The following is a 25,962-nucleotide window of genomic DNA, read 5'->3' on the forward strand; positions in this document are numbered from 1 at the left end:
CGACCACGAGCAGAATCACCGCCGACACGGCGGCGTGCTCCCGCTGCATCCAGTTGCGCACCCGTTCGAGCTGTGGATCGACACGTCCGCCGGCCACCACGTAGGCGAGTACCGGGGCGATCACCGTCGAGCCGGCCAGGGCGGTGTAGAGAGCGACGGCGATCCACACGCCTGCGCCCGCTGCGGCCGTGCCGATGATCAGGCCCGCGGCGGCATTCATGACGAGCACCTTGGGGTTGGCCACCACCAGCCCGAAGCCGCCCGCCGCCGCGCCGGCGGGCGTGATTCTGCTCAGGCTATTGAGCAAGGCGGGCGGGCGGGTCGTGCGCTTGCGCGTCATCCACCGCCCGACGGCGAGGGCGATCAGCAGGACACCGATCCCGATTCGCACCAAGGGCATCCACGGTGGAGACCCGCCGAGCCCGTCGATGACATGCGGCACCTGGACGAAGAGGGCCGTCAACACGAGAAGGCCCACAAGCCAGCCCGTCATGAAGGCCAGGCCTGTGGGCCTTGGATGGTCGGTGTGCAGAACCAGCACGACCGCCGGGATTATCGAAACCGGTGACAGTGCGACAACAAGTGCGAGCGGTACCAGCTCGCCGAGCAAGAAGCCGGGCGGACTAGCGCGCGGGCGTGGGTGTGGGGGTGTGCCTGCCGAGCAGGAACGTCAACCAGCGGAGATCGATGAGCACGTGATCGCCCTTTCTGTTAGGCGGTCTTGGTGAGTAGAGGTAGCAGGCGACGACGTTCGCCGATGCGATCGGCGATGTCGTGAAGCGCCTCGGCGACGGAGCCGACGGCCGGGAACGTTTCACCTTCGCCGAACAACCGCAGTGTCCGATGAACGTGTTGGCTGGGAACGACCGACCAATCAACGCCGGCGTTGTGGCAGTTTTCGTCGATGGCGTAGAGCAGTGAAATGCATTCCGGCGTAAACGAATTCACGCCGGTCATATCCAAAACGAAGGGCTTCTCCGTCAAGACGAAGCGCCGTGCATAGGCAGTGATGACATCGAGGTTCGACTCGTTGACTTCGCCGCTGACCGTCACCACGGTGGCCAGCTGACGACACTGCGCACGCATCTGTGCGCCGCTGCAGTCGAGTGCTGGGTTTCCGTACATGAGGTCAAAGCTATGCCGCTGATCTAAGGCATTGGGGAGCGTCCGGTAATACTTTGCTAAGAACCGGAATCGGCGAACTCGGCTCAACGATTGCCCAATTGTGCCCCGGAGTAGTTCTCCCACGGGCTGTAGTCCGCGAGCAGCGCTTCCTGTGGTGGCCGCAGCTCTTCGGGCACGTGCTGCAGGTTGATCCTGATGCGGTACCAGATGGAACTCGGCCCGCGCATTCCGTCGACGAGGACGTCGGCGGCCTTAAGTTTCTTAGCCACTTCCTCATATTTCTCACGCCAGATGTCGAGCGCGGCCATCGCCTCGTCCTTGGTCTTGGTGCGGGCGATCTCGATCAGCGGCTTCGAAGAAACCCGGCTCGCGCCGCCCCCGGTTCCCTTCTGGGTGCTTTTCGCGGCGCCCTTCGGCGCCTTCTCGGCAGGCCCGAGCCGGTCGGCCAGATCGAGCAACGCCTCGAGGCTGCCCGCTGCGTCGTCCATGCCCTCCCACGGATCGCCGAGCTCGTCGAATCGGGCGGGCACCGTCGCGATGGTGAAATCCTCCGGGCGGCAGTCGGCAACCTCATCCCAGCGCAGCGGCGTCGATACTCGCGCATCGGGCGTGGCCCGTACCGAATACGCAGAGGCGACCGTGCGGTCGAATGCGTTCTGGTTGAAGTCCACGAACACGCCCTCGCGTTCTTCTTTCCACCACCGTGCGGTGGCGAGGTCCGGTGCCCGCCGCGCGACTTCGCGGGCCACCGTCTGCGCGGCCAGCCGCACGAACTTGAACGGCCAGCGCCGCTCGATGCGCGCGTAGATGTGGAAGCCACGCGACCCCGACGTCTTCGGCCACGCCGTCAGTCCGTGATCCTCGAGGACCTCGCGGGCAATGAGCGCGACGTGAATGATCTGACGCCAGTCGACGCCCGGCATCGGATCGAGATCGACTCGGAGCTCGTCGGGATGCGCGAGGTCGTCGGCGCGAACGGGGTGTGGATTGAGGTCGACACAGCCGAGGTTGACCGCCCACACCAGACCCGCGGCGTTGTGAAGGACCGCCTCCTTCGCCGACGTGCCGGAGGCGTATTTGAGCTCGGCGACATCGACGTAGTCGGGTCGGTTCTTCTCGGGTGCGCGCTTCTGGAAGACGGCCTCTTCGGAGATGCCTTTGACGAATCGCTTGAGGATCATCGGGCGCTCGGCCACCCCGCGAAGCGCCCCTGGGGCCACGGCCAGGTAGTAGCGCATCAGGTCGAGCTTCGTGACGCCGAGGTCACCGAAGATGACCTTGTCGGGATGGGTGATCGGCACCTGCTCGCCGTCGACCTCGAGGTGCCCACCCTTCGATGAGGCTGCGGCCATACCGCCATGGTAGTTACGCAGCACTTTCCCGTCGCGGTGCGACGGTCGTCACATATTGTGGTGCCATGCCGAAGCTCACCGATCTTCCTTTCCAGGCAGCGGCCAGAATCCAGCAGTCCATCGGGCAATATGTGGAACGCGGCGCAGCCGAACTGCATTACGCCCTCAAAATGTTCGAAGCGGGCGCATTGAAGTTGGAGCCGCCGCAGAACATCGCCGCATTCGTTGCCGATATCCGGCGGTGGGGCGAGTTCGGCATGATCCCCGCGCTGAACGCCCGACGCACCCCGGACCGGACCGCGATCGTCGACGACGACGGCGAAATCACGTTCAAGGAGTTGGACGAGGCCGCCCACGCCGTCGCCAATGGCCTGCTGGCGATGGGCGTCAAAGGCGGCGACGGGGTGGCGATCCTGGCCCGCAACCATCGCTGGTTCTTGATCGCCCTCTACGGCGCGGCCCGCGTCGGCGCCCGCATCATTCTGCTCAACAGCGAGTTCTCCGGGCCACAGATCAAGGAGGTCTCCGAGCGCGAGAACGCCCATGTGATCATCTACGACGACGAGTACACCAAGGCGGTTTCGCAGGCCGATCCGCCGCAGGGCAAGCTGCGCGCGCTTGGCACCAACCCCGACGCCGACAATTCGGGCAGCACCGACGAGACGCTTGCCGATCTCATCAAGCGCAGCAGCGCCAAGCCGGCGCCGAAGGCGACGAAACATTCGTCGATCATCATCCTGACCAGCGGCACGACCGGAACGCCCAAGGGGGCCAACAGAAGCACTCCGCCGTCGCTGGCGCCGATCGGCGGTGTGCTCTCACATGTGCCGTTCAAGGCCAACGAGGTGACCTCGCTGCCCGCGCCGATGTTCCACGCGCTGGGCTTCCTGCACGCCACGATCGCGATGTTTCTGGGCTCGACGTTGGTGCTGCGGCGACGCTTCAAGCCCGCGACCGTGCTCGCCGATATCGAGAAGACCAAGGCGACGGCGATGGTCGTCGTTCCAGTCATGCTGTCCCGGCTCCTCGACGAGCTGGAGAAGACGGAGAAGAAGCCGGACCTGTCGTCGCTGCGAATCGTGTTCGTGTCCGGCTCGCAGCTCGGCGCCGAGCTGGCCAACCGGGCACTCAAGGACCTCGGGCCGGTCATCTACAACCTGTACGGGTCGACGGAGATCGCGTTCGCGACGATCGCACGGCCGAAGGACCTGTCGATCAACCCGGCCACCGTCGGACCGGTCGTCAAGGGCGTCAAGATCAGGATCCTCGACGACAACGGCAACGACCTGCCGCAGGGAGAGGTGGGCCGGATCTTCGTCGGCAACACCTTCCCGTTCGAGGGCTACACCGGCGGCGGTCACAAGCAGATCATCGACGGGTTGATGTCCTCGGGCGACGTCGGATACTTCGACGAGCACAACCTGCTGTACGTCAGCGGCCGCGACGACGAGATGATCGTGTCCGGCGGCGAGAACGTCTTCCCAGCAGAAGTCGAGGACCTCATCAGCGGTCACCCCGACGTCGTCGAGGCCACCGCGCTCGGCGTCGAGGACAAGGACTGGGGCCACCGGCTGCGCGCGTTCGTCGTCAAGACCGACGGCGCCAGCATCGACGAGGACACGATCAAGAACTACGTCAAGGAGAATTTGGCCCGCTACAAGGTGCCGCGCGAAGTCGTCTTCCTCGAGGAACTGCCGCGCAACCCGACCGGCAAGATTCTCAAGCGCGAACTCCGCGAAATGTCCGTAGGCGGAGACGACGAGAAGGCAGCTGTCGGCGGAGACGACGAGAAGGCAGAAGTCGAGTAGCGGCGCCTGACAGGCGATCCACAGGGCGTTGAGCGACGCGTGTCATCCGGGTAGCCCTCATATGAGGGGGTCGCGCCGCGTCGCCGGCACGAGGTGACGGGCATCTTTCTAAAAGCATTGGCGTAGAACCGCGCCATTCGCCATCGGAAAGGAGACCGCAATGAACATGAAGAAACTAGCCGCAACAGCGGCAATCAGCGGCGCCATGGGACTAACCGCTATAGGCATCGGTGCCGGTACAGCGCAGGCAGATGACCACGGCGGCTGGGGGTGCTGGGGCTTCCCGTGTGACGGCTTCCAGGGACCACCCGGGCAGTTGAAGAAGCTTCCTGGACCTCTCCACGATGTCCCGCCAGGTCACTGGGACGATGTCCCGTTGTGGGGCTGGCACTAGGTTCACTAGCGGTCGCCCGGCCTGCTCTCAAGGGAACAGGCCGGGCGACGCGTGCTGTAGGTCTCTCGAAACGGGTTCACTTGGGAGCGAGAGTCGCGGCCGACCAGGGGATCGACAGACACACCAGCATGAAGGTCAGCAGGAACCAGCCGGCACCCTGCCAGATCGGCCAGGTGCCGCCGACACGCCAGACGCGATACGTCTGCACGAGGGCGCCGACGCCGCCGAGGAACAGGATCGCGGGCACGGTGGCGGCCAGGATGACCGATCCCTTGTCGACGACGACGTAGAGCGCGAACGCGACGGCAGCCACCACGATCACGCCGATGCCGTACTCAACCGCGTGTCGCAGCGCGGCAGGGTCGTGCCAGCGCTTCTCGACGTCGCGGGAGTCGCTCATCAGGGCCCGTTGACGTACCAGGACAGGCAGCCGGGATGGTCCCGGCACGCGATGATCGCCCCCGCGTCGGGAGCGGCGCCGCGCACCCTGGGTCCGCGCGGCGGAAGGTTGCAATTCACGACGTACGGGTTCCACGGGATGACGCCGTTTACACACGGCTGGGCCGACGCTTGCGGAACTGTCTCGCTGAACAGCGCCGGGGTTGCGATCAAGAACGCGGCCGCGGCCGCTGCACTGACTATCAGGCGCACTATTCGTTGTCGGATATTTTCCATCTCACCACCGCCAACAACTTTGGGAAGCTATCTATTTCGAGGATAGACCCCCACTACAACGTCAGCGGCAGAATGGCGTTGCGGAACTGTCATCGACGGCCCTGCTGTGCGGGCGTTCGATCAGTACTCGATCGCCTCGATCAAGGGCGAGGGCTCGTCCATCAACGCCCAGAACCGGTCGCGGATCTTCACCGTCATCGGTCCGGGTTCGCCGCTGCCGATCGGCTCACCGTCGAGCGAGTTGATCGGGGTGACGCCGCCGGCGGTGGTGACCGCCATCAACTCGTCGGCGTCGTAGAGCTCGTGGCTGGTGACGTCGCGCAGGGTGGCCTCGATGCCCATCGTGTCGGCGATTTCGAACACCGTCTTTCTGGTGATGCCCGGCAGCGCATTTCGGGACGGCGAGGCAAGCTTCCCGTCCTTGACGATGCAGACGTTGAAGCCCGGCCCCTCGGCGACGCAGTTGTCGGAGTCCATCAGGATCGCAGTGCGTGCGCCGCGGTCCTTGGCCTCGAAGCTGGCCGCGGTCAGGTCGCCCCACTGGTAGTTCTTGATGGTCGGGTCGACGGTGTTTCGACCGGCGCGGCGCACATGCCGTGGGACGATCGCCGTCGTCCCGAAGATCTGCTCGCTTGGCGGGAACGCCCACAGGTAGGGGATCGCATAGATGTAGACCTGATGGGTGAGCTTGGAAAGATCCTTCTCGCCCTTGCGTTTTCCGTAACCGCGCGTGACAGTCAGGTTGACGAACGACTCCCGCAGCTGCGACATGCTGACGCACCGCTTGGTGATCTCAGCCAGCTCGTCCTTCGGGTAGCCGGCGTCGAGCCGCAACTTGTGCGCGCCGTCGAGCAGCCGGTCGACGTGATCGCCGAGCCGGAAGATGTTGCCGTGCCACACATGTGCGACGGTGTAGGTCAGGTCTGAGTGCCCGAAGCCGGTGTCGAAGATCGAGATGCGGGCTTCTTCTGCGGCCACGTACTCGCCTTCGATCCAGGCCACCCCGCCCGCGAACGGACTCGATGTGTCCAGCGTGTAGTCGCTGTACTGAATCACCGAGCCGGGCGGGGTGTCCTCCCGGATCGCGCCGGGCTCCACGGCGACCAAGTTGCTTGCGCCGATATCAAGGGTTGTCATTTTGCGTAATCCTTCGGTGAGAGAGGCGAATTCAGTTCAGGTGGGTTTTTGCGTAGTTCGGTCCGGCGTCACCGTTGGCCAGCCGCTTGCGCAGCCCGGTTACCGCCCAGAGGCCCGCGAGTACCACCAGGCCGAGGAAGAGGTAGCCGTTGTTGACGAACTGCGGCAGGAAGATCAGCGCCGCGCATACCAGGGTGAAACAGACGAGCCCCAGGACGTAGACCGGAACGCGCGCCCGTCCCAGATCGAACGTGCCCGGCTCCGGCGCGGGAATGGTGCCGCGGCGATGGCCGATCAGCAGGGCGACGGTCTGCAGGAAGTACGTGGCGAACACCGCCAGTGACGACAGCCCGATGATGAGGAAGAAGGCTTTCTCGCTGATCAGCGCGGACAGCAGCAGGATCGTCGACAGCCCGAACAATCCGAGTACCGCGTAGGTGGGGGTGCGGTTGGTCGTCGACACGTGCCGCCAGACGTGAGAGAACGGCAGCATGTTGTCACGGGCCATCGAATAAGTGAGCCGGGTCGCCACCAGGATGTTGGCCAGGATGCACGCCATGATGTTCGTGAGAGCCACGGCGACAACGATTCTCGTCACGACGGGGCCGACCTGCTGAGTGATGATCTCCTCGATGGGCGCCGAAGACGCGGTCGCGACGGCGTCCTGATCCTTGATGGCCAGCACGTAGACGACGTACATCAGGAACTCGATGATGATCGATGTGGTCAGCGCGTAGAACATGGTGCGAGGGATGACGTGGCGTGCGCCCACCGTTTCCTCGGCGACGTCGGCGCTGGCCTCCACGCCGATCAGCCCGAAGAAAGGTCCGAGCGAGGCCGCCAGCCACGCCAGGATGTAGGCGCTGTGCTGGTCTGAAGTGCCGCCGGTGAACAGCACCGAGATCGGCTGATGGTTCTCGGGCGACGAGAACGCGACGATCGCCACGAGGATCGTCGCACCGACGGTGATGACCAGCTCGAGGCTGACACCGATGTTGTTGACCATCGTGGCGAAGCGGACGCCGTAGAGGTTGACGAGCATGCAAACGGCCATCACGCCGATGGCGACCAGAATCTGCGCGCTCTGGCTCATGCTCCAGCCGAACAGGCTGCCCAGATAACCGGAGAGGATGAATCCGACTCCGGTCATGCCGCACACCCATCCGGCGAGCGCCATCACTCCGGTGAACCACGCGAGCATCGAGCCGTGGATCCGACTCGTCCACTGGTACGCGTAGCCCGCGAGCGGAATCTTCGACGTCAGATCTGCCGCGATCACCACCCATACGACGAACACCGCACCGGCCATCAGCAGCGTCCAGACAAAGGGCGCGCCCGCGGTGAAGTACCCGGCGCCGAAGCCGGTGAATACCGCGGTGGTGGCGCTTATCGTGGCGAATCCGATGGCGAACGATGCGAGCCGGCCGACCGAGCGGTCCAATTTCTGGGTGTAGCCGAACTGTGCCAGCTTCTCGTCCTCGGAGTCCGCAGGTGGAGGTGTTTTCGCGTCAGTCGGTGGGGCGAGGTCGGTCATGGTCTCTCCAGCGCAGAAGGGTCACTCGGTGCTGATAGCAAACCGCGCGCCGGCAGGCAGCGGAAGTTCCGAATTCTGATCTACTGATAACCAACGTTTATCACTGGCCGACGAGTCGTGCCGAGCGAGAAGGCGATCAGTAATAAGTCGCGGGCCGTTCAACCGGCTGGCCCTCGCCGAAGCTCCATTCCTCCCGGACGTGACGGACGAGTTCGGCGGCTTCATGCGACAGCCCGGCGGGGTGCCACGCGAGCGCGGTGTAATTGCGCGGCCGGTCGGTTATCGGCACGTAGACGATGCCCTGCCGCTCGTACAGGCGGGCGCTGGCCTCGCTGGTGAAGCTGATGCCGAGGCCGCGCGCAATGGTGGTGGTCTCCTCTTCGTAGGTGGCGGCGACGGCGGCGATCGTCGGCGGCTTGCCGTCGCGGGCATCCATCGCCATCCAGTAGTCACGCCAGCACCCGGCGGTGCTCGGTGCGACCACGATCGGCTCGTCGAGCAATTCGGCGATGGTCAACTCCGATCGCCGTGCCAGCCGATGGTCCCGCGGCAGGCAGGCGACCCAGCTCTCGGCGTCCAGGATGAACATCCGGTGCTCGGGCAGGTCGACGGGCGGCCGGATGATCGCCACCTCCGTGGTTCCGTCTGCCAGGCCCGCGGTGGGATCCGAGAAGTCGAATTCCCTTGGCTCCAGTTTGATTTCGGGGTGCCCGACCTCGAAATGGCGGATCAGGCGGAACAGCAGATCCGCGCCGGTTCCGATGAGGTAGCCCAGCCGGATGCGCCGGTAGTGCGCCGACAGCGCGATCAGATCGTCGACCGCCTCGTCGATCCCGTGCAGCGCATCGCGCACCTTGGGCAGCCATTCGGCGCCGAGTTCGGTCAGCGCGACCTCGCGCGTGTTGCGGGTGACGAGCATGACCCCGAGTTGGTGCTCGAGCTGCTTTATCGCCGTCGACAGTGCGGGTTGGGTGATGAACAGCCGCTCGGCGGCGCGGCGATAGTTCAGTTCGTCGCCGAGCACGGCGAAATACCGCAGTTGGCGCAGCGTCACGTCGGTGGTCGTCCGCCCCACCTCCTACCTTTACGGGTCGCGGGGCAGCCCCAACAGCCGCTCGGCGATGATGTTGAGCTGCACCTCCGACGTGCCACCGTAAATCGTGGTGGCGCGGCTGTACAACAGGTGCTCGGCCCACGTGCCCGGCAGTGATCCGAGATCGCCGACTGCGCCGTCGGTGCCGAAGGAGGACACCGCGAACTCGGCGTAGCCCTGGCCCGTCCGCATGGACAGCAGCTTGCTGATCGCGGCGGCGGGCATCGGATCGCTGCCTGCCAGCGTCAGCAGGGTCGAGCGCATGTTCAGGATCTTGGCGGCGTGCCCCTCGGCGATCAGCCGCCCGGCCTGGTTCTGCGCGATCTGGTCGAACTGGCCGTCGCGTACGAAATCCACCAGACCAGCCAGGCTCGCCATGCCCGGCGGCTCGGTGTTGCCGATCGAGACCCGCTCTGCGGTAAGCGTGTTGCGGCTGACCTCCCAGCCGCGATCCGGGTCGCCGAGCACGTACTCGTCGGGAACGAACACGTCGTCGATGAAGACGGTGTTGAACATCGTGTTGCCGGTGAGCTCGCGCAGCGGCTTCACCTCGATGCCTTCGCTGTTCATGTCGAGCAGGAAGTAGGTGATGCCGTTGTGCTTGGGTGCGCTGGGGTCCGTCCGTGCGAGCAGCGCACCCCATTGCGAGAACTGCGCCGCGGTGGTCCAGATCTTCTGGCCGGTGATGCGCCAGCCACCGTCGACCTTGGTGGCCTTGGTGGACAGGCTGGCCAGGTCGGAGCCGGCGCCCGGCTCCGAAAAGAGCTGACACCAGATCATTTCGCCGCGGAACGTCGGCGGTAGAAATCTCTGCTGCTGCTCGTCGGTGCCGAACGCGACGATCGACGGAATGATCCACGCCGCGATGCCCATCTGCGGGCGCTTCACCATGCCACTCGAGAACTCCTGGGCGATGATGATCTGCTCGATGGGGTCGGAGGCGCGACCCCACGGCTTCGGCAGATGCGGCTGCACCCAGCCGCCTTCTGCGATCGCGGCGTTGCGCTCGGCGCCGCTGGGAAGTGTCTTGAGCGCGGCCACCTCCGCACGAATCTCCTCGCGCAGCTTCTCGGTGTCCGGGTCCAGATCGATGTCGAGCTTGCGCATCCCGGTGGTGGTGGCGATGTCGACGACCTGTTGCGGGTAGTCGGCGGCGCGGCCGAAGCAGGCCGCCAGCACAAGGGCGCGGCGGTAGTACACGTTGCAGTCGTGTTCCCACGTGAAGCCGATGCCGCCGTGCACCTGAATGCAGTCCTGGGTGCAGCGCTGCGCCGCGACAGGGGCCAGAGTTGCCGCCACCGCGGCCGCGAACTCGAAAGCGCTTTCATCCGAATCGCTTTCGGGGTCGTTGTCGCTCCTCACGTGCGCGGAAGACTCGTCGATCGCGCGGGCGGCATCCCACACCGCGGCCGTCGCGCGTTCGGTGTCGGCGATCATCTCCGCGCACTTGTGCTTGATGGCCTGGAACTGTCCGATCGGCCTGCCGAACTGCTCGCGGATCTTGGCGTAGGCCGATGCGGTGTCCGTGGCCCACCGCGAGACGCCGACCGCTTCGGCGGACAGCAGCGTCGATATCAGCGCGCGGGCCAGTTCGCGGCTCAGGTTGCTCAACACCCGGTCCTCGCCGACCTCGACCGCGTTCGCGCGGACGTGCGCGAGCGGTCGCAGCGGGTCGACACTTCGGACGGGTTCGATCTCCAGTTGACCGGCGTCGAGCACCACCCATTCGTAGCCGCTGGTCCCCCCATCCAGGCCGGCCACCGGCAGCACCAGGATCGCGGCCTGCGCTGCCGCGGGTACTGCCCGTACCTCGCCGCGAATGACGAGGCCGTCGCCCTGCCGGGTGGCGGTGAGCCCGGAGTCGATGGCGTACGCAGCGATCACTGCGCCGGAGGCCAGGTCGCTGAGCAGCGGGGCCTCGGGATCGTGTGCCGATATCAGCGCGCTGGCGATGGCGGACGGCACAAAGGGCCCGGGTACCGCCCCATAGCCGAACTCGGCGAGCACGATCGCGAGTTCGAGGATTCCGAACCCTTGTCCGCCAACGGCTTCGGACAGGTGGACGCCGTGCAGGCCTTGTTCGGCGGCAGCCTTCCAGTAGGGCGGAGGGTTCGGGATCGGCGTTTCGAGGGCCTCGTGCAGAACATCCGATGGCGCCACCCGCGCCACGAAGGATCGAACCGAATCGGCCAGGTCGTTGTGCTCAGAATTGACTGCGATGGGCATGCCGAAGTGCCTTCCCTAATAACCGGTCGGTTGGGACGAGACTACTCGGGTGAGTTGACGACGTTTCGAAGGTCCCGCCCGTCGCGGATCCGGCGGCAGTTGTCGACCGCTTCGGCCAGGTATCTGCGCATGGTGTCGACGGTGTACCAGGTGACGTGCGGTGTCAGCACGACGTTGTCGAGGGCCAACAACGGGTTGTCGGCGGGTACCGGTTCGACGGCGAAGACGTCGAGTCCCGCCGCCGCCAGCCGACCTCCTCGCAACGCCTCGACGAGAGCGTCTTCGTCGATGATGGGTCCGCGAGAGGTGTTGACGATGATCGCACTCGGCTTCATCAGGGCAAGTGCCGAAGCATCCAAGAGGTTCGACGTCGATGCGGTCAGCGGGAGGTGCAGCGACACGATGTCGGCTGCGGCCAGCAGGTCAGGCAGCGGCCGCCAGCCGGGATGGCCGTCCTCGGCGGTGCTGGTGTGCAGGACGTCGGCACCCATTGCGGCCACGATGGTCTCGACACGTTTGGCGATGTTGCCGTAGCCGACCAACCCGACGGTGCAGCCGCCAATGTCGCGCACGGTTTCACCGAGGCTCGGATCCGACGGCCAGCCGGTCCCCGCGCGGGTGGCCCGGTCGAGTTCGGGTAGTCGGCGAAGTGCCGCAAGCGTCAGCAGGACGGCGCCTTCGGCAACCGACGCGGCGTTGGCGCCGGGCATGTTGGCCACCGCTATGCCGAGCCGCGATGCCGCTTCGACGTCGATGGTGTTGACGCCCGCGCCGAGCTTGTGCACCAGCCTGCACCTCGACGCCTGCTCGAGATCGGCCGCCGACAGTGGCCGCAGCACATGCCAGATCACCTCGGCTTGCGGCAGTTCGCGATAGAAGGTGTCGTCGTCGTCCTCGGCGCAATACCGCACGTCGAGCCAATCAGCTTCTGGCGCAACGAACTCCAGAACCTTGGCGCCGGGAACGAAATGGGCCAGGACACTCACCGACGAGCGCTCGCGCGACGAGTCGGCAGCTAGCGCCACCGCCTCGCGATCCACTTGGCGATCGTATCGGCTTTCTCGCTGCGCGCTCCCGGCGTGGTGAAGTAATGGTCGGTGTCGACGGAGTACTGCGTCTTGTCTTGACTCTTGAGTGCGTCATGGATGCGCTGGGCGTCGGATGGATAGACGCCGGTGTCCTGTTCGGCGTTGATCACCAGGGCGGGGCAGTCGATGCGTGCCAGGTGCGGTTCGGCGCGCGTCTGCGCGTGTCGCAGGCTCCACATGCCGAGCCAGCTGCGCAGCGTCGACGCGGCGGCGATTCCGTGCGCCGATCGGTTGGCCTTGACCGGTTCGCCGACGTAACACATGTTGGCGGGCCGCTTCGTGGGTTCCAGTGTCGGATCGACCATCCGGGGGTCCGCCCAGGTACGCAGGACGGTGAACGGGCGGTCGGAGAAGCCCGCGGCGCGCACGCGCTTGAGCTCGCGTTCGGCCCAGTCGGTGATCGCGTTGTTGCGGGCCACCTGCGCTGACCGATAGCGGCTGACGAAGTCCTCGCTGTAGGGTGGCCCGTTCGCCGGGTCGAACAGGTCTAGATCGGAATCGGTTGAGATTGGATCGTTCTCGTCCAGAACCGACGCGTCCATCCACGCGGTCAGAACGTCGGGACGACCGGGATGTGCCGCGCTGGCGACGTACCCGTCGGCCGGAGGTAGCTCGGTGAGGCCTGCTGCCGGACGCATGCCCTCCAGAGGCGTGACGTGGGGATCCACGGCCTGCGCCTGATAGGCGGCCATCAATGAGCCACCGCCGGAGTTCCCCAGCAGCACAATTGCTTCCACCCCCTGGACCTCGCGCAACCAGCGGACGCCTACACCGATGTCGACAAGCGCGTGGTCCAGCATGAAGCTGCTCTCGAAGCCCCGGAACCGGGTGTTCCAGCCCAGGAAGCCGACGCCGCGGGTGGCCATGTAGTCGGCGAGATAGTGCTCGGAGAAGTCGATCTGATAGTGGACGGCGATCATCGCCACCTTGGGCTTGCGCCCCACTCCGCGGTGATACAGGCCCTGGCAGGGATGGCCGCCCGAGCCGGCCCGCCGCGCGGTGGGGGAGTCCAACCCGATGAACTCGCGCATCACTCCCGGTGTGTCGGAGGACGGTGTCCTGGTCATGTCGGTCCGGTCTCCTCGTGGCACTCGCGGACGGTCGACTCCATTGAGCCGTGGTAGCTGTAGAACGAAGCGGTCGACATACCTGCTTCGCCGGCGATATCCAAGATCGTGGTTGCCAGAATTCTGTTGCGCGCGACGGCAGCTCGCGCCGCGGTATCCGTCGCCGGCTGCGCCCGGCGACCCCGGGCGGCAGGCATCTGCTCGCGCGGACTGACCCTCACGACCCCCCTCGCTCCTGGCTGAACGGACGTTGATCGCACCCCAACCTGATGTTAGATTCAGATTTGCCTCCTGACAGAGGATTCGCGTAGTCGGCTCGAGGGGAGGCGACAATGATCAAGCCCGACAATCAGAATTCCGAGTTCCAACTCGGCGGGATCAACCACGTCGCGCTGGTGTGTTCGGACATGCAGAAGACGGTCGACTTCTACTCGGGTGTTCTGGGCATGCCGCTGATCAAATCGCTCGACCTGCCGGGCGGCATGGGCCAGCACTTCTTCTTCGACGCGGGCAGCGGTGACTGTGTGGCGTTCTTCTGGTTCGCCGACGCCGCGGATCGGGTGCCCGGCATCTCCTCGCCCGCCGCCATCCCAGGTATCGGCGAGATAACCAGCTCGGTCAGCTCGATGAACCACCTGGCGTTTCACGTACCCGCCGAGAAGTTCGACGACTACCGGCAGCGGCTGAAGGACAAGGGCGTGCGCGTCGGCCCGGTGCTCAACCATGACGAGAGCGAGGTGCAGGTCTCGCCGACCGTGCATCCGGGCGTCTACGTGCGGTCGTTCTATTTCCACGACCCCGACGGCATAACGCTCGAATTCGCCTGCTGGGTGAAGGAATTCAGCGAGGCCGACACAAAGGCGACGCCCAAGACCGCGGCCGACCGACGGCAGCCTGTGACCGCCGGCTAATCCCGGTACAGCTTCGGGTCGGTCAATGCGTCCAGAATGGCCGTCAGTTGGTCGACTAGTTCTCCGGCCTCGAGTTCGACGTCGCCGTCCAACCACGCGCTGATCGTCTGTGCGACGCCTGCTACGGCGAAATGGGCAGTCGCCTTGCTGCGCTCGCTCTGTTGCACACCGAGCGCGCTCCCGACATCGCGGCCGTAGAGCGTGGTGAGCAAGCCACCCGCCTCCCTGCGCTTGCGTACCAGCACCGGGTTGGCCAATTCCGAATTGAACAGCAGTCGTCCGATGCGCGGGTCTTCGGCGATGGTCTGCACGATGTTGGCCATGGCCGCCCGGTTCTCGGTCCTCGGCGGCGCAGCCGCCACGGCGGCCTGAGTGCCTGCGGCGATGTCGGCGATCACCCAGTCGTATACCGCGGCGACCAGCTCGTCCTTGTCGGTGAAGCTCTCATAGAAGTAGCGTGCCGTCACCCCGGCCTGCCTGCAGATTCCGCGCACGGTCAGATCCGATGGATCCGCCCTCGAACCGAGAATGTCCAGACCGGCCTGCAGCAGGCGGGAGCGGCGATCTGCCAGCCGGTCGGCCGCTTCGACGCCGCGATACGGGCGAACTTGAGCCACGGTCCCCATCTTGGCACCTTGACACCCGCCCAGTGGCCCGCCAGAATCTGAGAACAGCCGTTATCAGTTTCGAGTTCGGGGCAAGGTGAGCAATGACGATCGGTGAGATTCGCCGTCCGCTCTTCGGCCGCCGCACAGAAGCCGTCGGCGGGATGATGGGTGTCGGCCTGCTGGCCGGGGCGGCGAACGTCGTCATGCAACTCGCGCGACCCGGCGTCGGCTACGGCGTGGTGGAAAGCCGGGTCGAGAGCGGCCGCATCGACCGCCACCCGATCAAGCGGGCCCGCACCACATTCACATATCTCGCTGTCTCGGCGCAGGGCACGGCCGAGCAGCAGGCGGCGTTCCGGCGGGCAGTCAATGGTGCGCACGCGCAGGTGTATTCGACTGAGGAAAGCCCGATGTCCTACAACGCGTTCGACCCCGAGCTCCAGATGTGGGTCGGAGCCTGCATGTACAAGGGCATCATCGACATCCACAAGATCTTCGTCGGCGAGGTCGACGACGCCGCGGCCGCGCAACTGTTCTCCGAGGGCATCGCGCTCGGGACGATGCTGCAGGTTCCTCGCGAGATGTGGCCCGCGGACCAGGCGGCGTTCGACCGTTACTGGGACGAGTCAATGGACAAGGTGCACATCGACGACCGAGTCCGAGACTTCCTCTGGCCGATCGCGGCGGGCCGGGTGCGTGGAGCAAAGATTCCCGCAGCGGTGCAGCGCAAACTCGACGACTTCAACCTCCTGATCACGACAGGGTTTCTGCCGCAACGTTTCCGCGACGAGATGCGCCTGGAATGGGACGACATCAAACAGCGCCGCTTCGATCGGTTGATGAAGCGCATCCGGTTCGTAAACGACATGTTGCCGGGCTTCATCCGTGAGTTCCCGTTCAACTGGATGCGCAAGGATCTCGACCGGCGGATCCGGACAGGACGCCCACTCGTCTAGCACTTCAGCGGTTTGTCAGATTGCACGCGTACAACCGGATGTATGCGCACCGACAACGACACCTGGGACATCACATCGAGCGTCGGCGCGACCGCGCTGTTCGTCGCGGCCTCTCGGGCGTTGGAGGCGAACAAGCCCGAACCGCTGGTGGTAGACCCTTACGCCGAGATCTTCTGCAGGGCGGTCGGCGGCGAGTGGGCGGACGTCCTCGACGGCAGGGCGCCGGACAACAAGCTGATGTCCGAGTTCGGCAGGCACTTCGTCAACTACCAGGCCGCCCGCACCAAGTACTTCGACGATTACTTCTATGCCGCCGCCGACGCGGGCGTGCGCCAGGTCGTGATTCCGGCGGCCGGGCTGGACTCACGTGCCTACCGACTGGCGTGGCCGGACGGCACGGTCGTCTTCGAGTTGGATCAGCCGCAGGTGCTGGACTTCAAGCGAGACGTGCTGACGCGCCGCGGTGAAGCGCCAACGGCCGAACGCCGTGAGATAGCCGTCGACCTGCGCGGTGACTGGCCGCAGGCACTCCGGCAGAGCGGATTCGACCCCTCGACGCCGTCGGCCTGGGTGGTCGAGGGACTGCTGGTGTACCTACCCGCTGCAGCACAGGGCGAACTCTTCACCGGCATTCATGACTTGACGGTGCGGGGCAGCCACGTCGCGGTCGACGACGGGAAGCCCTTCAGCGAGGAGCTGTTCAAGGCGGCACGCGAAGAGGAGCGGGCGTCCGACGACGGGAATCGGTTCTTCACGCTGATCTACAACGAGCAGCACGCTCCGGCGATCGACTGGTTCACCGACAACGAATGGCAGGGCGCAGCGATCGACCTACCGGACTACTTCCGACAGATCGCTCGACCCCTTCCGGACCCCGACTCCGAAGCGGGACCGATGTTTAGGTCCATTTCGCTGGTCAGCGCGGTCAAGGCGTGACGCGGCCTAGCTGAACATGAAGTCGCGCATGAACCGCGTCATCCTGCGCAGGTAGTCCGGCTGACTGACGTGCAGGATGTGATTGCCGGGGAACCAGTGGAACGCACAGCGGTCCCAGTGCTCCCACAGTGCCTCGGCCTGCTGCGGTGGCGCGAGCCGGTCGCCGAGGCCTGCGATGATCAGCCGCCGGTTCTTCGGCACCAGCGCCGGATAGTTCAGCGGCGAGTGGAACATCGCTGCGGCCGTTGACAGTTCGTCGTCGTTGTCGGTCAGCCGATCGCCCAGCGCCGCCAGCATGTTCGCCGGCCACCACTCGTCGATCAGCTTCTCGGGCATGACGACCGGAACGTTCGGGATCACGGCTTCGATGCGGTCGTCGGCGCAGGCGATCAATGCGGAGGTGTAGCCGCCCAACGACATTCCGGTCAGTGCGACGCGGTCGACTCCGGTGAACTCCAGATAGTCGATCAGCGAGCGGAAGTCGTGGACGGCTTGCGCCATAGCCTCGGCGAACCCGGCGAATCCGTTGGCGAACAACCCGTATCCGCTGTACGGAGAGTACTTCTCGGCCCGGCGACCGTGGAACGGCAGCGTGTAAAGCATGATGTCGTACCCGGAGCGGTAGAACCACGGCAGCGAGAAGAACAACCCGTTGAACAGGTACGCCGAACCCATGAACCCGTGGATCACGCACAGCGTGGGACGAGGGCCGTCGTCGTGGCGCCAGTGCTGGGCGTGCACCACGTTGTTGCGTGCATACGACCCGCACCGGTCGCGCATGGCCGGATTGACGGCCTGGAAGCTGCTGTTGAAGCGGATGTTGTGCACGCGGCCGTTGGCCGTCCATTCCGCGATGGGGTTCGCCGGGCGTGAGGAGATTCGCGGCACCTCGGTCGGGGTGGGGAACGACAGTCCGGCGTCCTTGACCGCACCCAGCTCGGCGTAGAACCGCAGCGCATCGCGCTGCTCCTTGGCGTTGGATCCGTTGAGTGCTGCCAACGCCATCTGGGGCACCATCGCCGCGCCGACCACCGACGCCAGTGCGGTGCGCAGGCCGAGGTCGGCGATTGCTGAGGTATCGACGATCAGTCGCTGGCGCAGCGTGAGATCCACGCGCCGCGGCAGCCCGCGCGCTCCTGCGTCGGCGCCGGGGACGTCGGGGACGGGGATCGGCGGATCAGCCGGCGCGGCATCGGGCGGCTCGGTACTGGACACCGGCCCGATGCTACGTCAGGCGGTAGACCGTCGATTCGCCGATGATGGTGCCCTGATAGTGGTTGATCACCCATTCGGCGATCTCGCGGGTGTGCGCAGCGCTGCGGCTGCGCCCGTAGATCACCTCGCCGCGGCCCGCCTGTCCGGCCGCGCCGCCGCGGCCGGCCTCCACGTAGTAGGAGATCTTGCCGTTGTGGACGTCGTCGATGAACGTCTGCAGCGTGGGGACCGGATCGCCACTCCACCCGCCGATCGCCATTACCGGCGTACCCGACGACACCTCCAGCGCGGCAGCTGATTGCGAGCCGTTGGTGGCGGCCGACCATTCGGTGTGCGTATTGGCCAGCACTCCGGCGAGGTCGCTATTGGAGGCTTCGTCACCGGTCCAATTGCCGAGCTGGAAGACGCCCTTCTGCAGTGCTGTCGGAATCGCGCCCTGGTGCGGGGTGGCGGCGGTGGCGATCGAGAACGCCGTCGCACCGCCGGCCGCGGCCAGCACGCCCACCGCGGCGGCCGGTGTGACGATCCGGTATGCGCCTAGGGCGAGCACCACGGCGGCGGCGGCTATCGCAACCGCAGCGACGGTCCAGGGCAGCCAGACCGGACCGAAGTGGTTGCGGTGCAACAGTATCCCCGACCAGACTGCGGTGAGCACGATCATCGCGGCGAGCGCGATGCGGCCGTCCCAGCTCGCCCGGTCTCGCCACGCCCATACCGCGCCGATGCCGACGAGGCCCGCGACCGCGGGTGCCATCGCCACGGTGTAGTAGGGGTGCACCATGCCACTCATATAGCTGAACACCAGCGCGCTGCCCAGCAGCCAGCCGGCAAACATCGTCAGCAAAGCCTTCTCGCCGCGGCCCAGCCGGCCGCGGGCGAGCAGGTAGCAACCGAAAGCGATGGCCAGCAGCGCGGCAGGCAACAGCCAGGAGATCTCATTGGCCATCTCGGCGGTGAAAAGCCGACGCAGTCCCGTGCCGCCGCCCAGTCGCGACCATCCGTGCCCGGTCGCAGGCACCGCCAGATTGGCCGCGCGGTTTCGGTCGCGGCCGAGAATGCGGGCCATGCCGTTGTACCCGACGGCAAGCTGCATCACGGTGTTGTCCGTCGATCCGCCGATGTAGGGCCGCGCCGTCGCGGGAACCAGCTGAACCGTCAGCACCCACCAGCCCGCCGCCGCGATCAGCGCCGCCGCGGCGCCGAGCAGATGCACCAGCCGGTTACGCAGGCTCGTCGGTGCGAACAACAGATATGACAGAGCGAACGCGGGTAGCGGAAGGAAGCCTTCACCCATCTTGGTGAGAAACGCCAAACCCATCGCGACACCGAGCAGCGCGAGCCAGCGCCAGGAGGCCGACTCGATTGCGCGGATCAGGCAGTAACCGGCCAGGGTCAACACCAGAACCAGCAGTGCGTCGGGATTGTTGAATCGGAAGATCAACGCCGCAGCGGGTGTGCAGGCCAGGGCCGCACCGGCCAGGAGTCCGGCCGCCGTTCCCGTCCTCGCATCGTCGAACCCCCGGCGCACCGTGGCGTACAGGACGGCGACCGACGCCGCGCCCATCAGCGCCTGGGGCGCGAGCACCGCCCAGCTGTTCATGCCGAACAACCGGACCGACAGAGCGGTCACCCACAATGACGCGGGCGGCTTGTCGACGGTGATGAAGTTGTTCGCGTCGAGCGATCCGAAGAACCACGCCGACCAACTGTGCGAACCGGCCTCCGCCGCGGCGGCGTAGAACAGGTTGCCGTAGCCGGTTGCCGACAGATTCAACAGATACAGCGCCGCGGTGGCCACCAGCAGCGCGGCGAGCACAAGCTGCATGCGCCTGTCGAGGTTGGCGGTCATGGAAGAACACCGTGCCGTGCGTTGCTGGCCGCGGGGCTGGGCCGCCGCTGCGAACCACCTGTGAACCGGCGGAATGCGACACTTTGTCGCATGTGGAATCCGGATGTCTACCTGACCTTCGCCGACCACCGCGGCAGGCCCTTCTTCGATCTGACGTCGCGGGTGGCCGCCGAGAATCCGCGACGGGTGGCCGACCTGGGTTGCGGTCCGGGCAATCTCACGGTCACCCTCGCCGAACGCTGGCCGAACGCGGTGATCGAGGCCTGGGACAGCTCGCCGGAGATGGTCGAGTCGGCCAGGGAGCGGGGAGTGGACGCGCAGACCGGCGATGTCCGGTCGTGGGAACCGAAGCCCGACACTGACGTCGTGGTGAGCAACGCGACGCTGCAGTGGGTGCCCGAGCACGTCGAGTTGCTCGTCCGATGGGCGGGGGCGCTGGATGCGGGTTCGTGGATCGCGGTGCAGATGCCCGGCAGCTTCAACACGCCGTCACACGAGGCGGTGCGTGAGGTGGCTCGCCGCGAACCATTCGCGAACAGACTGCGCGACATGGCGTTTCCCGAACGCGACAGGGTCAGCCCGGCCGCCGAGTATGCCGGCATACTCACCGACGCGGGTTGCCGGGTGGACGCGTGGGAGACCACCTACATTCACGAGTTGACCGGCGAGCATCCAGTGCTGGATTGGATGTCGGGCACCGCACTGCGGCCGGTGATCGAGCGCTTGTCGGACGAGGCGTGGCAGCAGTTCCGCCAGCAGCTCATCCCGATACTGGACGAGACCTATCCACGTCGACCCGACGGCCGGACGTTCTACCCGTTCCGGCGGATATTCGTTGTCGCGCAGGTGGCTTAGCGTCGCTGGTTGAGCAGGTCGATAACCTGCGCGACCAGCTCGTCGATCTCGGCGCCGGTCGTGTCGAGCACCAGATCGGGATTCTCCGGCGCCTCGTACGGGGCGTCGACGCCGGTGAGCCCCTTGAGTTCTCCGGTGCGCGCCCGCGCGTAGAGACCCTTGGGGTCGCGCTTCTCACACTCGGCCAGCGAGGTCGACACGTACACCTCGATGAACGGCAGCTTCGCGGCGTCGCTGAGGGTGCGGGCGATCGCGCGGTCGGACTTCAGCGGCGACACCAGCGATGCCAGCGCGACCACGCCTGCGTCGGCGAACAGTCGGGTGAGATGCCCGACGCGGCGGATGTTCTCGGCGCGGTCGCCTGCGGAGAAGCCGAGATCGTCGGAAAGACCGTGACGGATGTTGTCACCATCGAGCAGGTAGGCGACGTCGCCGGACTCGACCAACGCCCGCTCGACCGCCACCGCGATCGTCGACTTCCCCGATGCAGGCAGGCCGGTGAACCAGATCGTGGCGCCGCGCTGCCCGGTGGCCGTCCACCGGTGGGAGCGATCCAATGCCGACGGGTGCCAACGGATGTCATTACGAGCCTGCGCCCCCGGCTTGACTTCTCGTGGCTCGGTGATGGTGCCTGCGCCGACGGTGTCGTTGGTCGTCTCGTCGATGAGAATGAACGCGCCGCTGTCCCGGTTCTCGGTATAGGCGTCGGAGACGACGACCGAGCTGGTGCGCAGCGTGACCGAGCCGATGTCGTTGAGCACCAACTCAACCGGGTTGTCGAGCTCCTCGAGGGTCTCCGGGTCGAGCCGGGTGTGCAGTCCCTGAACGGTGGCGCGCACGGTTCTGGCGCCTTGCTTGAGCGCGAGCCGGTCACCCGCCCTCAGCGGATGGTCGACGAACCAGCACACCGCGGCATCCAGTTCCCGGGCGGCCACCGGCAGCACCGCGTCGTCGGCGCCGCTGACGAACACGTCGCCGCGGCCGACGTCGATGTCGTCGGCGAGCTCGATCGAAACGGACAACGGCGCAACGGCCGTCGTGCGGTCGTCATCGAGGGTGTCGACGACGGTGACAGTTGACCTGGTTCCTCCGGGAAGGCTGACGACGGTGTCCCCGACTTGCAGTGTGCCCCCCGACAGGCGGCCGGTGTAGCGCCTGCGCTGCTCGGTCGACGGCCTCGACACCCACTGCACCGGCAGTCGCAGCTTGCCCGGCTCGGGCTGCGGTGCGGACAGCTCGACGCTCTCGAGGTACTGCAGCAGCGTGGGCCCTTCGTACCAGGGTGTGCGGTCCGACCGGTGCACGACGTTGTCGCCGTGTTTGGCGGCGATGGGGATGACGGTGACGTCGGCGGCGCCGAGTCGCGCCGCCACCTGGTGGAGTTCCTCCTCGACTTCCCGGTAGCGGCCTTGGTCGAAATCGACCAGATCGAACTTGTTCACGGTGGCCACGAAGTGGTTGATACCCAACAGTTTTGCGATCCGGGCATGCCTGCGGGTTTGGCGCAGGACGCCCGCGCGGGCGTCGACCAGCAGCACCGCGACATGTGCATTGGACGCGCCCGTGAACATGTTGCGCGTGTAGCGTTCGTGTCCCGGCGTATCGGCAAGGATGTAGCTGCGGGCATCGGTCGAGAAGAAGCGGTAGGCGACGTCGATGGTGATGCCCTGCTCGCGCTCGGCGCGCAGGCCGTCGGACAGCGCGGCCAGATCGGCGACGCCCTCCTCGTCGGTCACGGCTTCCAGATGGTCGGTCGGAAGGCTGTCGGTATCGTGCAGCAAGCGGCCGATCAATGTGCTCTTGCCGTCGTCGACAGATCCTGCGGTGGTGATTCTCAGCAGTTGGCGTGTCATCAGAAGTAGCCCTCGCGCTTGCGATCCTCCATGGCGGCAGCCGACGTCCGGTCGTCGGCACGGGTCTCACCGCGTTCGGAAACGGTGGCCGCGGAGATCTCTTCGATCACGCGCTCGATGTCGGTGGCCGTCGACCGCACCGCGCCGGTGATGGTCAGGTCGCCGACTGTCCGGTAGCGCACCCATTCGACCGAGGCGGTTTCACCGTCCGCGGGCCCGGCGTACTCGGACACCGCGAGCAGAATGCCGTCGCGCTCGAACACCTCGCGCTCATGGGCGAAGTAGATCGGCGGCAGCTCGAGATTCTCCAGCTCGATGTAGCGCCAGACATCCAGCTCGGTCCAGTTGCTGAGCGGGAAGACCCTGACCTGCTCGCCCTTTTTGATGCGGCCGTTGTACAACGACCACGGCTCAGGGCGTTGCGAGCGGGGGTCCCACTGGCCGAACTCGTCGCGGAAGCTGAGGATTCGTTCCTTGGCGCGGGCACGTTCCTCGTCGCGGCGGGCGCCGCCGAACGCGGCGTCGAACCCACCCTCCTCCAGCGCGTCTAGCAGCGTGCGGGTCTGCTGTCGGTTACGGGAGGCGCCCGGACCCGGATCGGGAACGCGCCCCTTGTCGATCGACTCCTGCACCGAGGCGACGATCAACCTGTGTCCTTCTCCGGTGACCCTGCGATCGCGGAACTCGATCACCTCATCGAAGTTGTGGCCGGTGTCGACATGCATCACCGGAAAGGGCAGTGGCGACGGCCGAAAGGCCTTCTCCGCCAACCGCAGAAGCACGATGGAGTCCTTGCCCGCGGAGAACAGCAGCACCGGCCGTTCCAGCTCGGCGACAACCTCGCGAATGATGTGCACCGCCTCCGCTTCGAGCAGGCGCAGTTCATCGACATGGGTGGCGTCATAGGTGGAGGTGGTAGTGGTCATGTCGGCAGCCCTTCCTTCTCGGCGTCGGCACGGTAGCGGTCTACCCATTCGTCGGACCTTTGATCGGCCTGACGTTCGAGGACCGGCGCTGGCGCCAGTCGCGGATCCTGTCCCAGCGCGTCGAGCACGGTCCCGACGACCGAGGTCAAGTTGCGCCACAGCACGGGATAGGAGATCTCCATCGGGGAGACGCCCTCTTCGTCGAACCACGCCCGCCAGCCCTTCTCCTGCTCCCGCAGCATGGTGATGACGTGGGCGATGGCACCCGCGTGGTACTCGGCGCGTGAGTCCCTCATCGGGTCGGGCCTACCGCGCCAGACCCGCGTCTGCACCGCCCGCCAGAACGAAACCGCTTGCGACACAACGTCAGGACGGTAGACATAGATGAGCACCGGATCGGTGCCGATGACATCTCGGATCGCGGAGAGCAGGCCGTCGCCGGAGCGGTCCGGTAACCCGGCCGCGCGGTGAAGCAGAAGCGAGGCCTGGTTCCACATCAGCTTGCCGCCCCAGATGCCGTTGGGGGTTCGTCCCGCCGACCGGATGTAGTCACGCCATATCTCGGGCGGCGCAAGGTCCGGCTTGCCTTCGTCGAGCGGATCGAGAAGGCGCAGGATCGATTCGTCCGCAACCCCTTCGAACCACTGCCTTGGCTGCGGCGACTGGCTGGTGCTCGGCAGGTACTGGAAGAACTCACCCGGCTCGCCGGCAACGCCGGTGGCCCGCAGGGATTCGACGAGCAGGGTGCTACCACTGCGTTGCGATGCGAGTACGAGGTACGCAGAGGCAGCCATCGGATCCCCTAACTGTGTTCGTCTTCGATGCCGCGGTCGGCGGCGATCGCCGACCTGCTGGTCACCGACGGGCCGTGGATTCGGAGGTACGTCTCGGTGTATCGCTCGGAGATGCGAGTACCCGCGAACTCGGACGGTATGACGTCGTTGGTCTTCTGGCGCCAGTCGTGCAATAGCAGGGCGAGTTCATTGGCGACCGCCTCGGACTTGTCCGTCGCATCCGGACCGAGCAGGTTGTGCAACTCGCCGGGATCTTCGAGGAGGTCGTACAGTTCGCGCTGCGGCCGCGGCTCCTGCGCCAGCGGTGCGACCGCGAGTCCCGGCGCACTGTCGGCGATGTCCCATGGCAGGTCGAGAAGCGTTCGGACCGCATAGTTCTCGACGTAGCTGTACTCCTTCGTCCGAATGCCCCGGATGGGATCAAAAGAGTCGTGGTACGTCTTCGTCGTGTACACCTCCGAGCGCGCAGGCTCGGAACGGCTCGGCGAAGTGTGGAGGTGAGCGGCGTGCGAAATGCCCTCAACGTCGGCCGGAACGTCGAGTCCGAGCATCTCGAGCAGGGTCGGCAGCAGGTCCACGCCGCTGAACAGATCGTCGTAGACCCGGGGTGGGCGTCTGCTGTCGGACGGCGGACGGACGATCAGCGCGATGCCGGTGCCCGCGTCGTACAGCGTCGACTTCGCACGCGGCAGCGCCGGCCCGTGGTCGGTCATGAACACCACCCAGGTGGTGCGGTCCAATCCGGTCGCGGTCAGGGTGTCCAGTAGCTGCCCGACGGCGGTGTCGGCGACGGTGATCGAGCCGTAGAAGTCGGCCAGGTCCTGGCGGACGGCGTCGGTGTCCGGGAGGTAGTCCGGCACCTCGACGGTGGTGCGGTCCGCGGGCGCGTAGCGGTCGTGCGGATACGGGCGGTGGGTTTCGAAGAAGCCGGCCGTCAGAAGGAACGGCTGCTGCGGTGCGTTGTCGAGCCATTCGGTCGCACGGTCAACCACGTACTCGCAGTATGAGTTGGAGACGTCGAACTCGTCGAAGCCGAGCCGGGCGGGATACGACGTCTCATGCTGCATGCCGAAAAGTGCCGTGTACCAACCTTGTTCCGAAAGAAGGTGAGGAAGCGTCCGGACGTCGGCGCGGTACTCCCAGCCGTGGTGGGCCAGCCCGAGCAGACCGTTGCTCTGCGGATAGCGACCGGTGAACAGCGACCCGCGCGACGGGGAGCACAACGGCGCGGTGGCGTGTGCGCGGGTGAACAAAATGCCCTCGGCGGCGAGTTGGTCGAGCCGTGGGCTGGACACGTCTGGGTGGCCGTAGACGCCGAGATAACGGCCGAGATCGTGCCAGTGCACGATCAGCACGTTGGCCCTGCGGGGGTCGGTCACGGCATGTCCTTCCATGGTCGTCGGTAAACGGAACCGGTTGCTGGACGGTTCGGCAACCGTTTTGCTCACTAAAAGTTATCCACAGTCGCGAGTTCATCCACAGGTGCGTGTTGCCTCATGTCAAGATGCGCGCGTAGGACCCCTGGTTGCCTCATTTGAGAGTGCGCGTTTGTTGACACGG

The 25,962-nt window shown here is 66.0% G+C and carries 24 protein-coding genes; 5 read left to right on the forward strand and 19 right to left on the reverse strand.

The annotated features are described in order from the left end of the window. The 3 genes from QOC76_RS01730 to QOC76_RS01740 all read right to left on the reverse strand — a co-directional run. The coding region (locus tag QOC76_RS01730) for a GAP family protein (protein ID WP_526353515.1) at window positions 1-541 on the reverse strand (541 nt) is incomplete at its 3' end. 170 nt (window positions 542-711) lie between these two features. Continuing rightward, entirely contained in the window at window positions 712-1,125 is a 414-nt protein-coding gene (locus QOC76_RS01735; RefSeq protein WP_526353561.1) for an STAS domain-containing protein, read from the reverse strand. An 83-nt stretch (window positions 1,126-1,208) separates the two neighbouring features. After that, window positions 1,209-2,477, reverse strand: a complete 1,269-nt coding sequence (locus tag QOC76_RS01740) for a DNA polymerase domain-containing protein (protein ID WP_526353517.1) — start codon at window positions 2,475-2,477, stop codon at window positions 1,209-1,211. Between the two features lie 65 nt (window positions 2,478-2,542). On the opposite strand from QOC76_RS01740, the gene fadD2 reads away from it, so the two are divergent. Next, on the forward strand, window positions 2,543-4,285 hold the full coding sequence (fadD2, locus tag QOC76_RS01745) for a long-chain-fatty-acid--CoA ligase FadD2 (RefSeq protein ID WP_526353519.1): 1,743 nt from the start codon (window positions 2,543-2,545) through the stop codon (window positions 4,283-4,285). Between the two features lie 470 nt (window positions 4,286-4,755). Here the strand turns inward: fadD2 and QOC76_RS01750 are convergent, their stop codons facing one another. The 9 genes from QOC76_RS01750 to QOC76_RS01790 all read right to left on the reverse strand — a co-directional run bounded on the left by QOC76_RS01750 (window position 4,756) and on the right by QOC76_RS01790 (window position 13,720). Continuing rightward, entirely contained in the window at window positions 4,756-5,079 is a 324-nt protein-coding gene (locus QOC76_RS01750) for a hypothetical protein (protein WP_526353521.1), read from the reverse strand. Then, entirely contained in the window at window positions 5,079-5,354 is a 276-nt protein-coding gene (locus QOC76_RS01755; RefSeq protein ID WP_526353523.1) for a hypothetical protein, read from the reverse strand. The genes QOC76_RS01750 and QOC76_RS01755 overlap by 1 nt, the downstream gene beginning before the upstream one ends. A 120-nt stretch (window positions 5,355-5,474) precedes the next feature. After that, on the reverse strand, window positions 5,475-6,491 hold the full coding sequence (locus QOC76_RS01760; protein ID WP_526353525.1) for an aminotransferase class IV: 1,017 nt from the start codon (window positions 6,489-6,491) through the stop codon (window positions 5,475-5,477). A 31-nt stretch (window positions 6,492-6,522) separates the two neighbouring features. Next, window positions 6,523-8,025 carry an amino acid permease gene (locus QOC76_RS01765; RefSeq protein ID WP_526353527.1) on the reverse strand — a complete coding sequence of 501 codons (1,503 nt, stop codon included), beginning with the start codon at window positions 8,023-8,025 and terminating at the stop codon, window positions 6,523-6,525. A gap of 136 nt (window positions 8,026-8,161) precedes the next feature. After that, window positions 8,162-9,100 carry a LysR family transcriptional regulator gene (locus QOC76_RS01770; RefSeq protein WP_526353529.1) on the reverse strand — a complete coding sequence of 313 codons (939 nt, stop codon included), beginning with the start codon at window positions 9,098-9,100 and terminating at the stop codon, window positions 8,162-8,164. 9 nt (window positions 9,101-9,109) lie between these two features. Further along, a complete protein-coding gene (locus QOC76_RS01775; RefSeq protein WP_526353531.1) occupies window positions 9,110-11,344 on the reverse strand; it encodes an acyl-CoA dehydrogenase family protein in 2,235 nt (744 codons plus the stop codon). A gap of 41 nt (window positions 11,345-11,385) precedes the next feature. Further along, window positions 11,386-12,384 (reverse strand): 2-hydroxyacid dehydrogenase, encoded by a 999-nt coding sequence (locus tag QOC76_RS01780; protein WP_526353534.1) that lies wholly within the window; start codon window positions 12,382-12,384, stop codon window positions 11,386-11,388. Continuing rightward, complete coding sequence (locus QOC76_RS01785) at window positions 12,360-13,499, reverse strand: alpha/beta hydrolase (protein ID WP_526353536.1); 1,140 nt, start codon at window positions 13,497-13,499, stop codon at window positions 12,360-12,362. The genes QOC76_RS01780 and QOC76_RS01785 overlap by 25 nt, the downstream gene beginning before the upstream one ends. Further along, entirely contained in the window at window positions 13,496-13,720 is a 225-nt protein-coding gene (locus tag QOC76_RS01790) for a TetR family transcriptional regulator (RefSeq protein WP_526353538.1), read from the reverse strand. Before QOC76_RS01790 ends, QOC76_RS01785 begins: the two co-directional genes overlap by 4 nt. Before the next feature lie 111 nt (window positions 13,721-13,831). Between QOC76_RS01790 and QOC76_RS01795 the strand changes: the two genes are divergently transcribed. Next, window positions 13,832-14,410, forward strand: coding sequence for a VOC family protein (locus tag QOC76_RS01795; protein ID WP_526353540.1), 579 nt, complete (start codon window positions 13,832-13,834; stop codon window positions 14,408-14,410). Here the strand turns inward: QOC76_RS01795 and QOC76_RS01800 are convergent. Further along, complete coding sequence (locus tag QOC76_RS01800) at window positions 14,407-15,036, reverse strand: TetR/AcrR family transcriptional regulator (protein ID WP_526353542.1); 630 nt, start codon at window positions 15,034-15,036, stop codon at window positions 14,407-14,409. The two genes, QOC76_RS01795 and QOC76_RS01800, sit on opposite strands and share 4 nt — an antisense overlap. 83 nt (window positions 15,037-15,119) lie before the next feature. On the opposite strand from QOC76_RS01800, the gene QOC76_RS01805 reads away from it, so the two are divergent. Both QOC76_RS01805 and QOC76_RS01810 read left to right on the forward strand, forming a co-directional pair. Continuing rightward, window positions 15,120-15,974 (forward strand): oxygenase MpaB family protein, encoded by an 855-nt coding sequence (locus QOC76_RS01805; RefSeq protein ID WP_526353544.1) that lies wholly within the window; start codon window positions 15,120-15,122, stop codon window positions 15,972-15,974. Window positions 15,975-16,016: 42 nt separating this feature from the next. Further along, on the forward strand, window positions 16,017-16,910 hold the full coding sequence (locus QOC76_RS01810; RefSeq protein ID WP_526353546.1) for a class I SAM-dependent methyltransferase: 894 nt from the start codon (window positions 16,017-16,019) through the stop codon (window positions 16,908-16,910). Between the two features lie 6 nt (window positions 16,911-16,916). Here the strand turns inward: QOC76_RS01810 and QOC76_RS01815 are convergent, their stop codons facing one another. After that, window positions 16,917-18,125: an alpha/beta hydrolase family protein gene (locus QOC76_RS01815; protein WP_526353548.1), complete on the reverse strand. Its 1,209-nt coding sequence runs from the start codon at window positions 18,123-18,125 to the stop codon at window positions 16,917-16,919. 10 nt (window positions 18,126-18,135) lie between these two features. Beyond that, window positions 18,136-19,974 (reverse strand): ArnT family glycosyltransferase, encoded by a 1,839-nt coding sequence (locus QOC76_RS01820; protein WP_526353550.1) that lies wholly within the window; start codon window positions 19,972-19,974, stop codon window positions 18,136-18,138. 90 nt (window positions 19,975-20,064) lie between these two features. Between QOC76_RS01820 and QOC76_RS01825 the strand changes: the two genes are divergently transcribed. Next, on the forward strand, window positions 20,065-20,829 hold the full coding sequence (locus QOC76_RS01825) for a trans-aconitate 2-methyltransferase (RefSeq protein WP_526353552.1): 765 nt from the start codon (window positions 20,065-20,067) through the stop codon (window positions 20,827-20,829). On the opposite strand, the gene cysN is transcribed toward QOC76_RS01825, so the two are convergent. Genes cysN through QOC76_RS01845 form a run of 4 tightly spaced genes read right to left on the reverse strand, consistent with a single transcriptional unit; the run spans window position 20,826 to window position 25,796 of the window. After that, window positions 20,826-22,682: a sulfate adenylyltransferase subunit CysN gene (gene cysN, locus QOC76_RS01830; protein WP_526353554.1), complete on the reverse strand. Its 1,857-nt coding sequence runs from the start codon at window positions 22,680-22,682 to the stop codon at window positions 20,826-20,828. The genes QOC76_RS01825 and cysN overlap by 4 nt on opposite strands. Beyond that, complete coding sequence (gene cysD / locus QOC76_RS01835) at window positions 22,682-23,608, reverse strand: sulfate adenylyltransferase subunit CysD (RefSeq protein ID WP_526353556.1); 927 nt, start codon at window positions 23,606-23,608, stop codon at window positions 22,682-22,684. Before cysD ends, cysN begins: the two co-directional genes overlap by 1 nt. Further along, window positions 23,605-24,402, reverse strand: coding sequence for a trehalose 2-sulfotransferase (gene stf0 / locus QOC76_RS01840; RefSeq protein ID WP_526353558.1), 798 nt, complete (start codon window positions 24,400-24,402; stop codon window positions 23,605-23,607). Before stf0 ends, cysD begins: the two co-directional genes overlap by 4 nt. An 8-nt stretch (window positions 24,403-24,410) precedes the next feature. Continuing rightward, window positions 24,411-25,796 carry a sulfatase family protein gene (locus QOC76_RS01845; protein ID WP_526353563.1) on the reverse strand — a complete coding sequence of 462 codons (1,386 nt, stop codon included), beginning with the start codon at window positions 25,794-25,796 and terminating at the stop codon, window positions 24,411-24,413. Window positions 25,797-25,962: the final 166 nt, after the last annotated feature.

Source organism: Mycobacterium sp. (assembly GCF_032159565.1).
Lineage (GTDB): Bacteria > Actinomycetota > Actinomycetes > Mycobacteriales > Mycobacteriaceae > Mycobacterium.

Bases quoted from the DNA above. Each gene is read 5' to 3' on its own strand.
- cysN (WP_526353554.1), bottom strand. From the start codon at position 22,682: ATGACACGCCAACTGCTGAGAATCACCACCGCAGGATCTGTCGACGAC.
- QOC76_RS01785 (WP_526353536.1), bottom strand. From the start codon at position 13,499: ATGACCAGGACACCGTCCTCCGACACACCGGGAGTGATGCGCGAGTTC.
- QOC76_RS01750 (WP_526353521.1), bottom strand. From the start codon at position 5,079: ATGAGCGACTCCCGCGACGTCGAGAAGCGCTGGCACGACCCTGCCGCG.
- stf0 (WP_526353558.1), bottom strand. From the start codon at position 24,402: ATGGCTGCCTCTGCGTACCTCGTACTCGCATCGCAACGCAGTGGTAGC.
- QOC76_RS01735 (WP_526353561.1), bottom strand. From the start codon at position 1,125: ATGTACGGAAACCCAGCACTCGACTGCAGCGGCGCACAGATGCGTGCG.
- QOC76_RS01825 (WP_526353552.1), top strand. From the start codon at position 20,065: ATGTGGAATCCGGATGTCTACCTGACCTTCGCCGACCACCGCGGCAGG.
- QOC76_RS01800 (WP_526353542.1), bottom strand. From the start codon at position 15,036: ATGGGGACCGTGGCTCAAGTTCGCCCGTATCGCGGCGTCGAAGCGGCC.
- QOC76_RS01755 (WP_526353523.1), bottom strand. From the start codon at position 5,354: ATGGAAAATATCCGACAACGAATAGTGCGCCTGATAGTCAGTGCAGCG.
- QOC76_RS01795 (WP_526353540.1), top strand. From the start codon at position 13,832: ATGATCAAGCCCGACAATCAGAATTCCGAGTTCCAACTCGGCGGGATC.
- QOC76_RS01810 (WP_526353546.1), top strand. From the start codon at position 16,017: ATGCGCACCGACAACGACACCTGGGACATCACATCGAGCGTCGGCGCG.
- QOC76_RS01820 (WP_526353550.1), bottom strand. From the start codon at position 19,974: ATGACCGCCAACCTCGACAGGCGCATGCAGCTTGTGCTCGCCGCGCTG.
- QOC76_RS01805 (WP_526353544.1), top strand. From the start codon at position 15,120: ATGACGATCGGTGAGATTCGCCGTCCGCTCTTCGGCCGCCGCACAGAA.
- fadD2 (WP_526353519.1), top strand. From the start codon at position 2,543: ATGCCGAAGCTCACCGATCTTCCTTTCCAGGCAGCGGCCAGAATCCAG.
- QOC76_RS01740 (WP_526353517.1), bottom strand. From the start codon at position 2,477: ATGGCCGCAGCCTCATCGAAGGGTGGGCACCTCGAGGTCGACGGCGAG.
- QOC76_RS01765 (WP_526353527.1), bottom strand. From the start codon at position 8,025: ATGACCGACCTCGCCCCACCGACTGACGCGAAAACACCTCCACCTGCG.
- cysD (WP_526353556.1), bottom strand. From the start codon at position 23,608: ATGACCACTACCACCTCCACCTATGACGCCACCCATGTCGATGAACTG.
- QOC76_RS01760 (WP_526353525.1), bottom strand. From the start codon at position 6,491: ATGACAACCCTTGATATCGGCGCAAGCAACTTGGTCGCCGTGGAGCCC.
- QOC76_RS01845 (WP_526353563.1), bottom strand. From the start codon at position 25,796: ATGGAAGGACATGCCGTGACCGACCCCCGCAGGGCCAACGTGCTGATC.
- QOC76_RS01775 (WP_526353531.1), bottom strand. From the start codon at position 11,344: ATGCCCATCGCAGTCAATTCTGAGCACAACGACCTGGCCGATTCGGTT.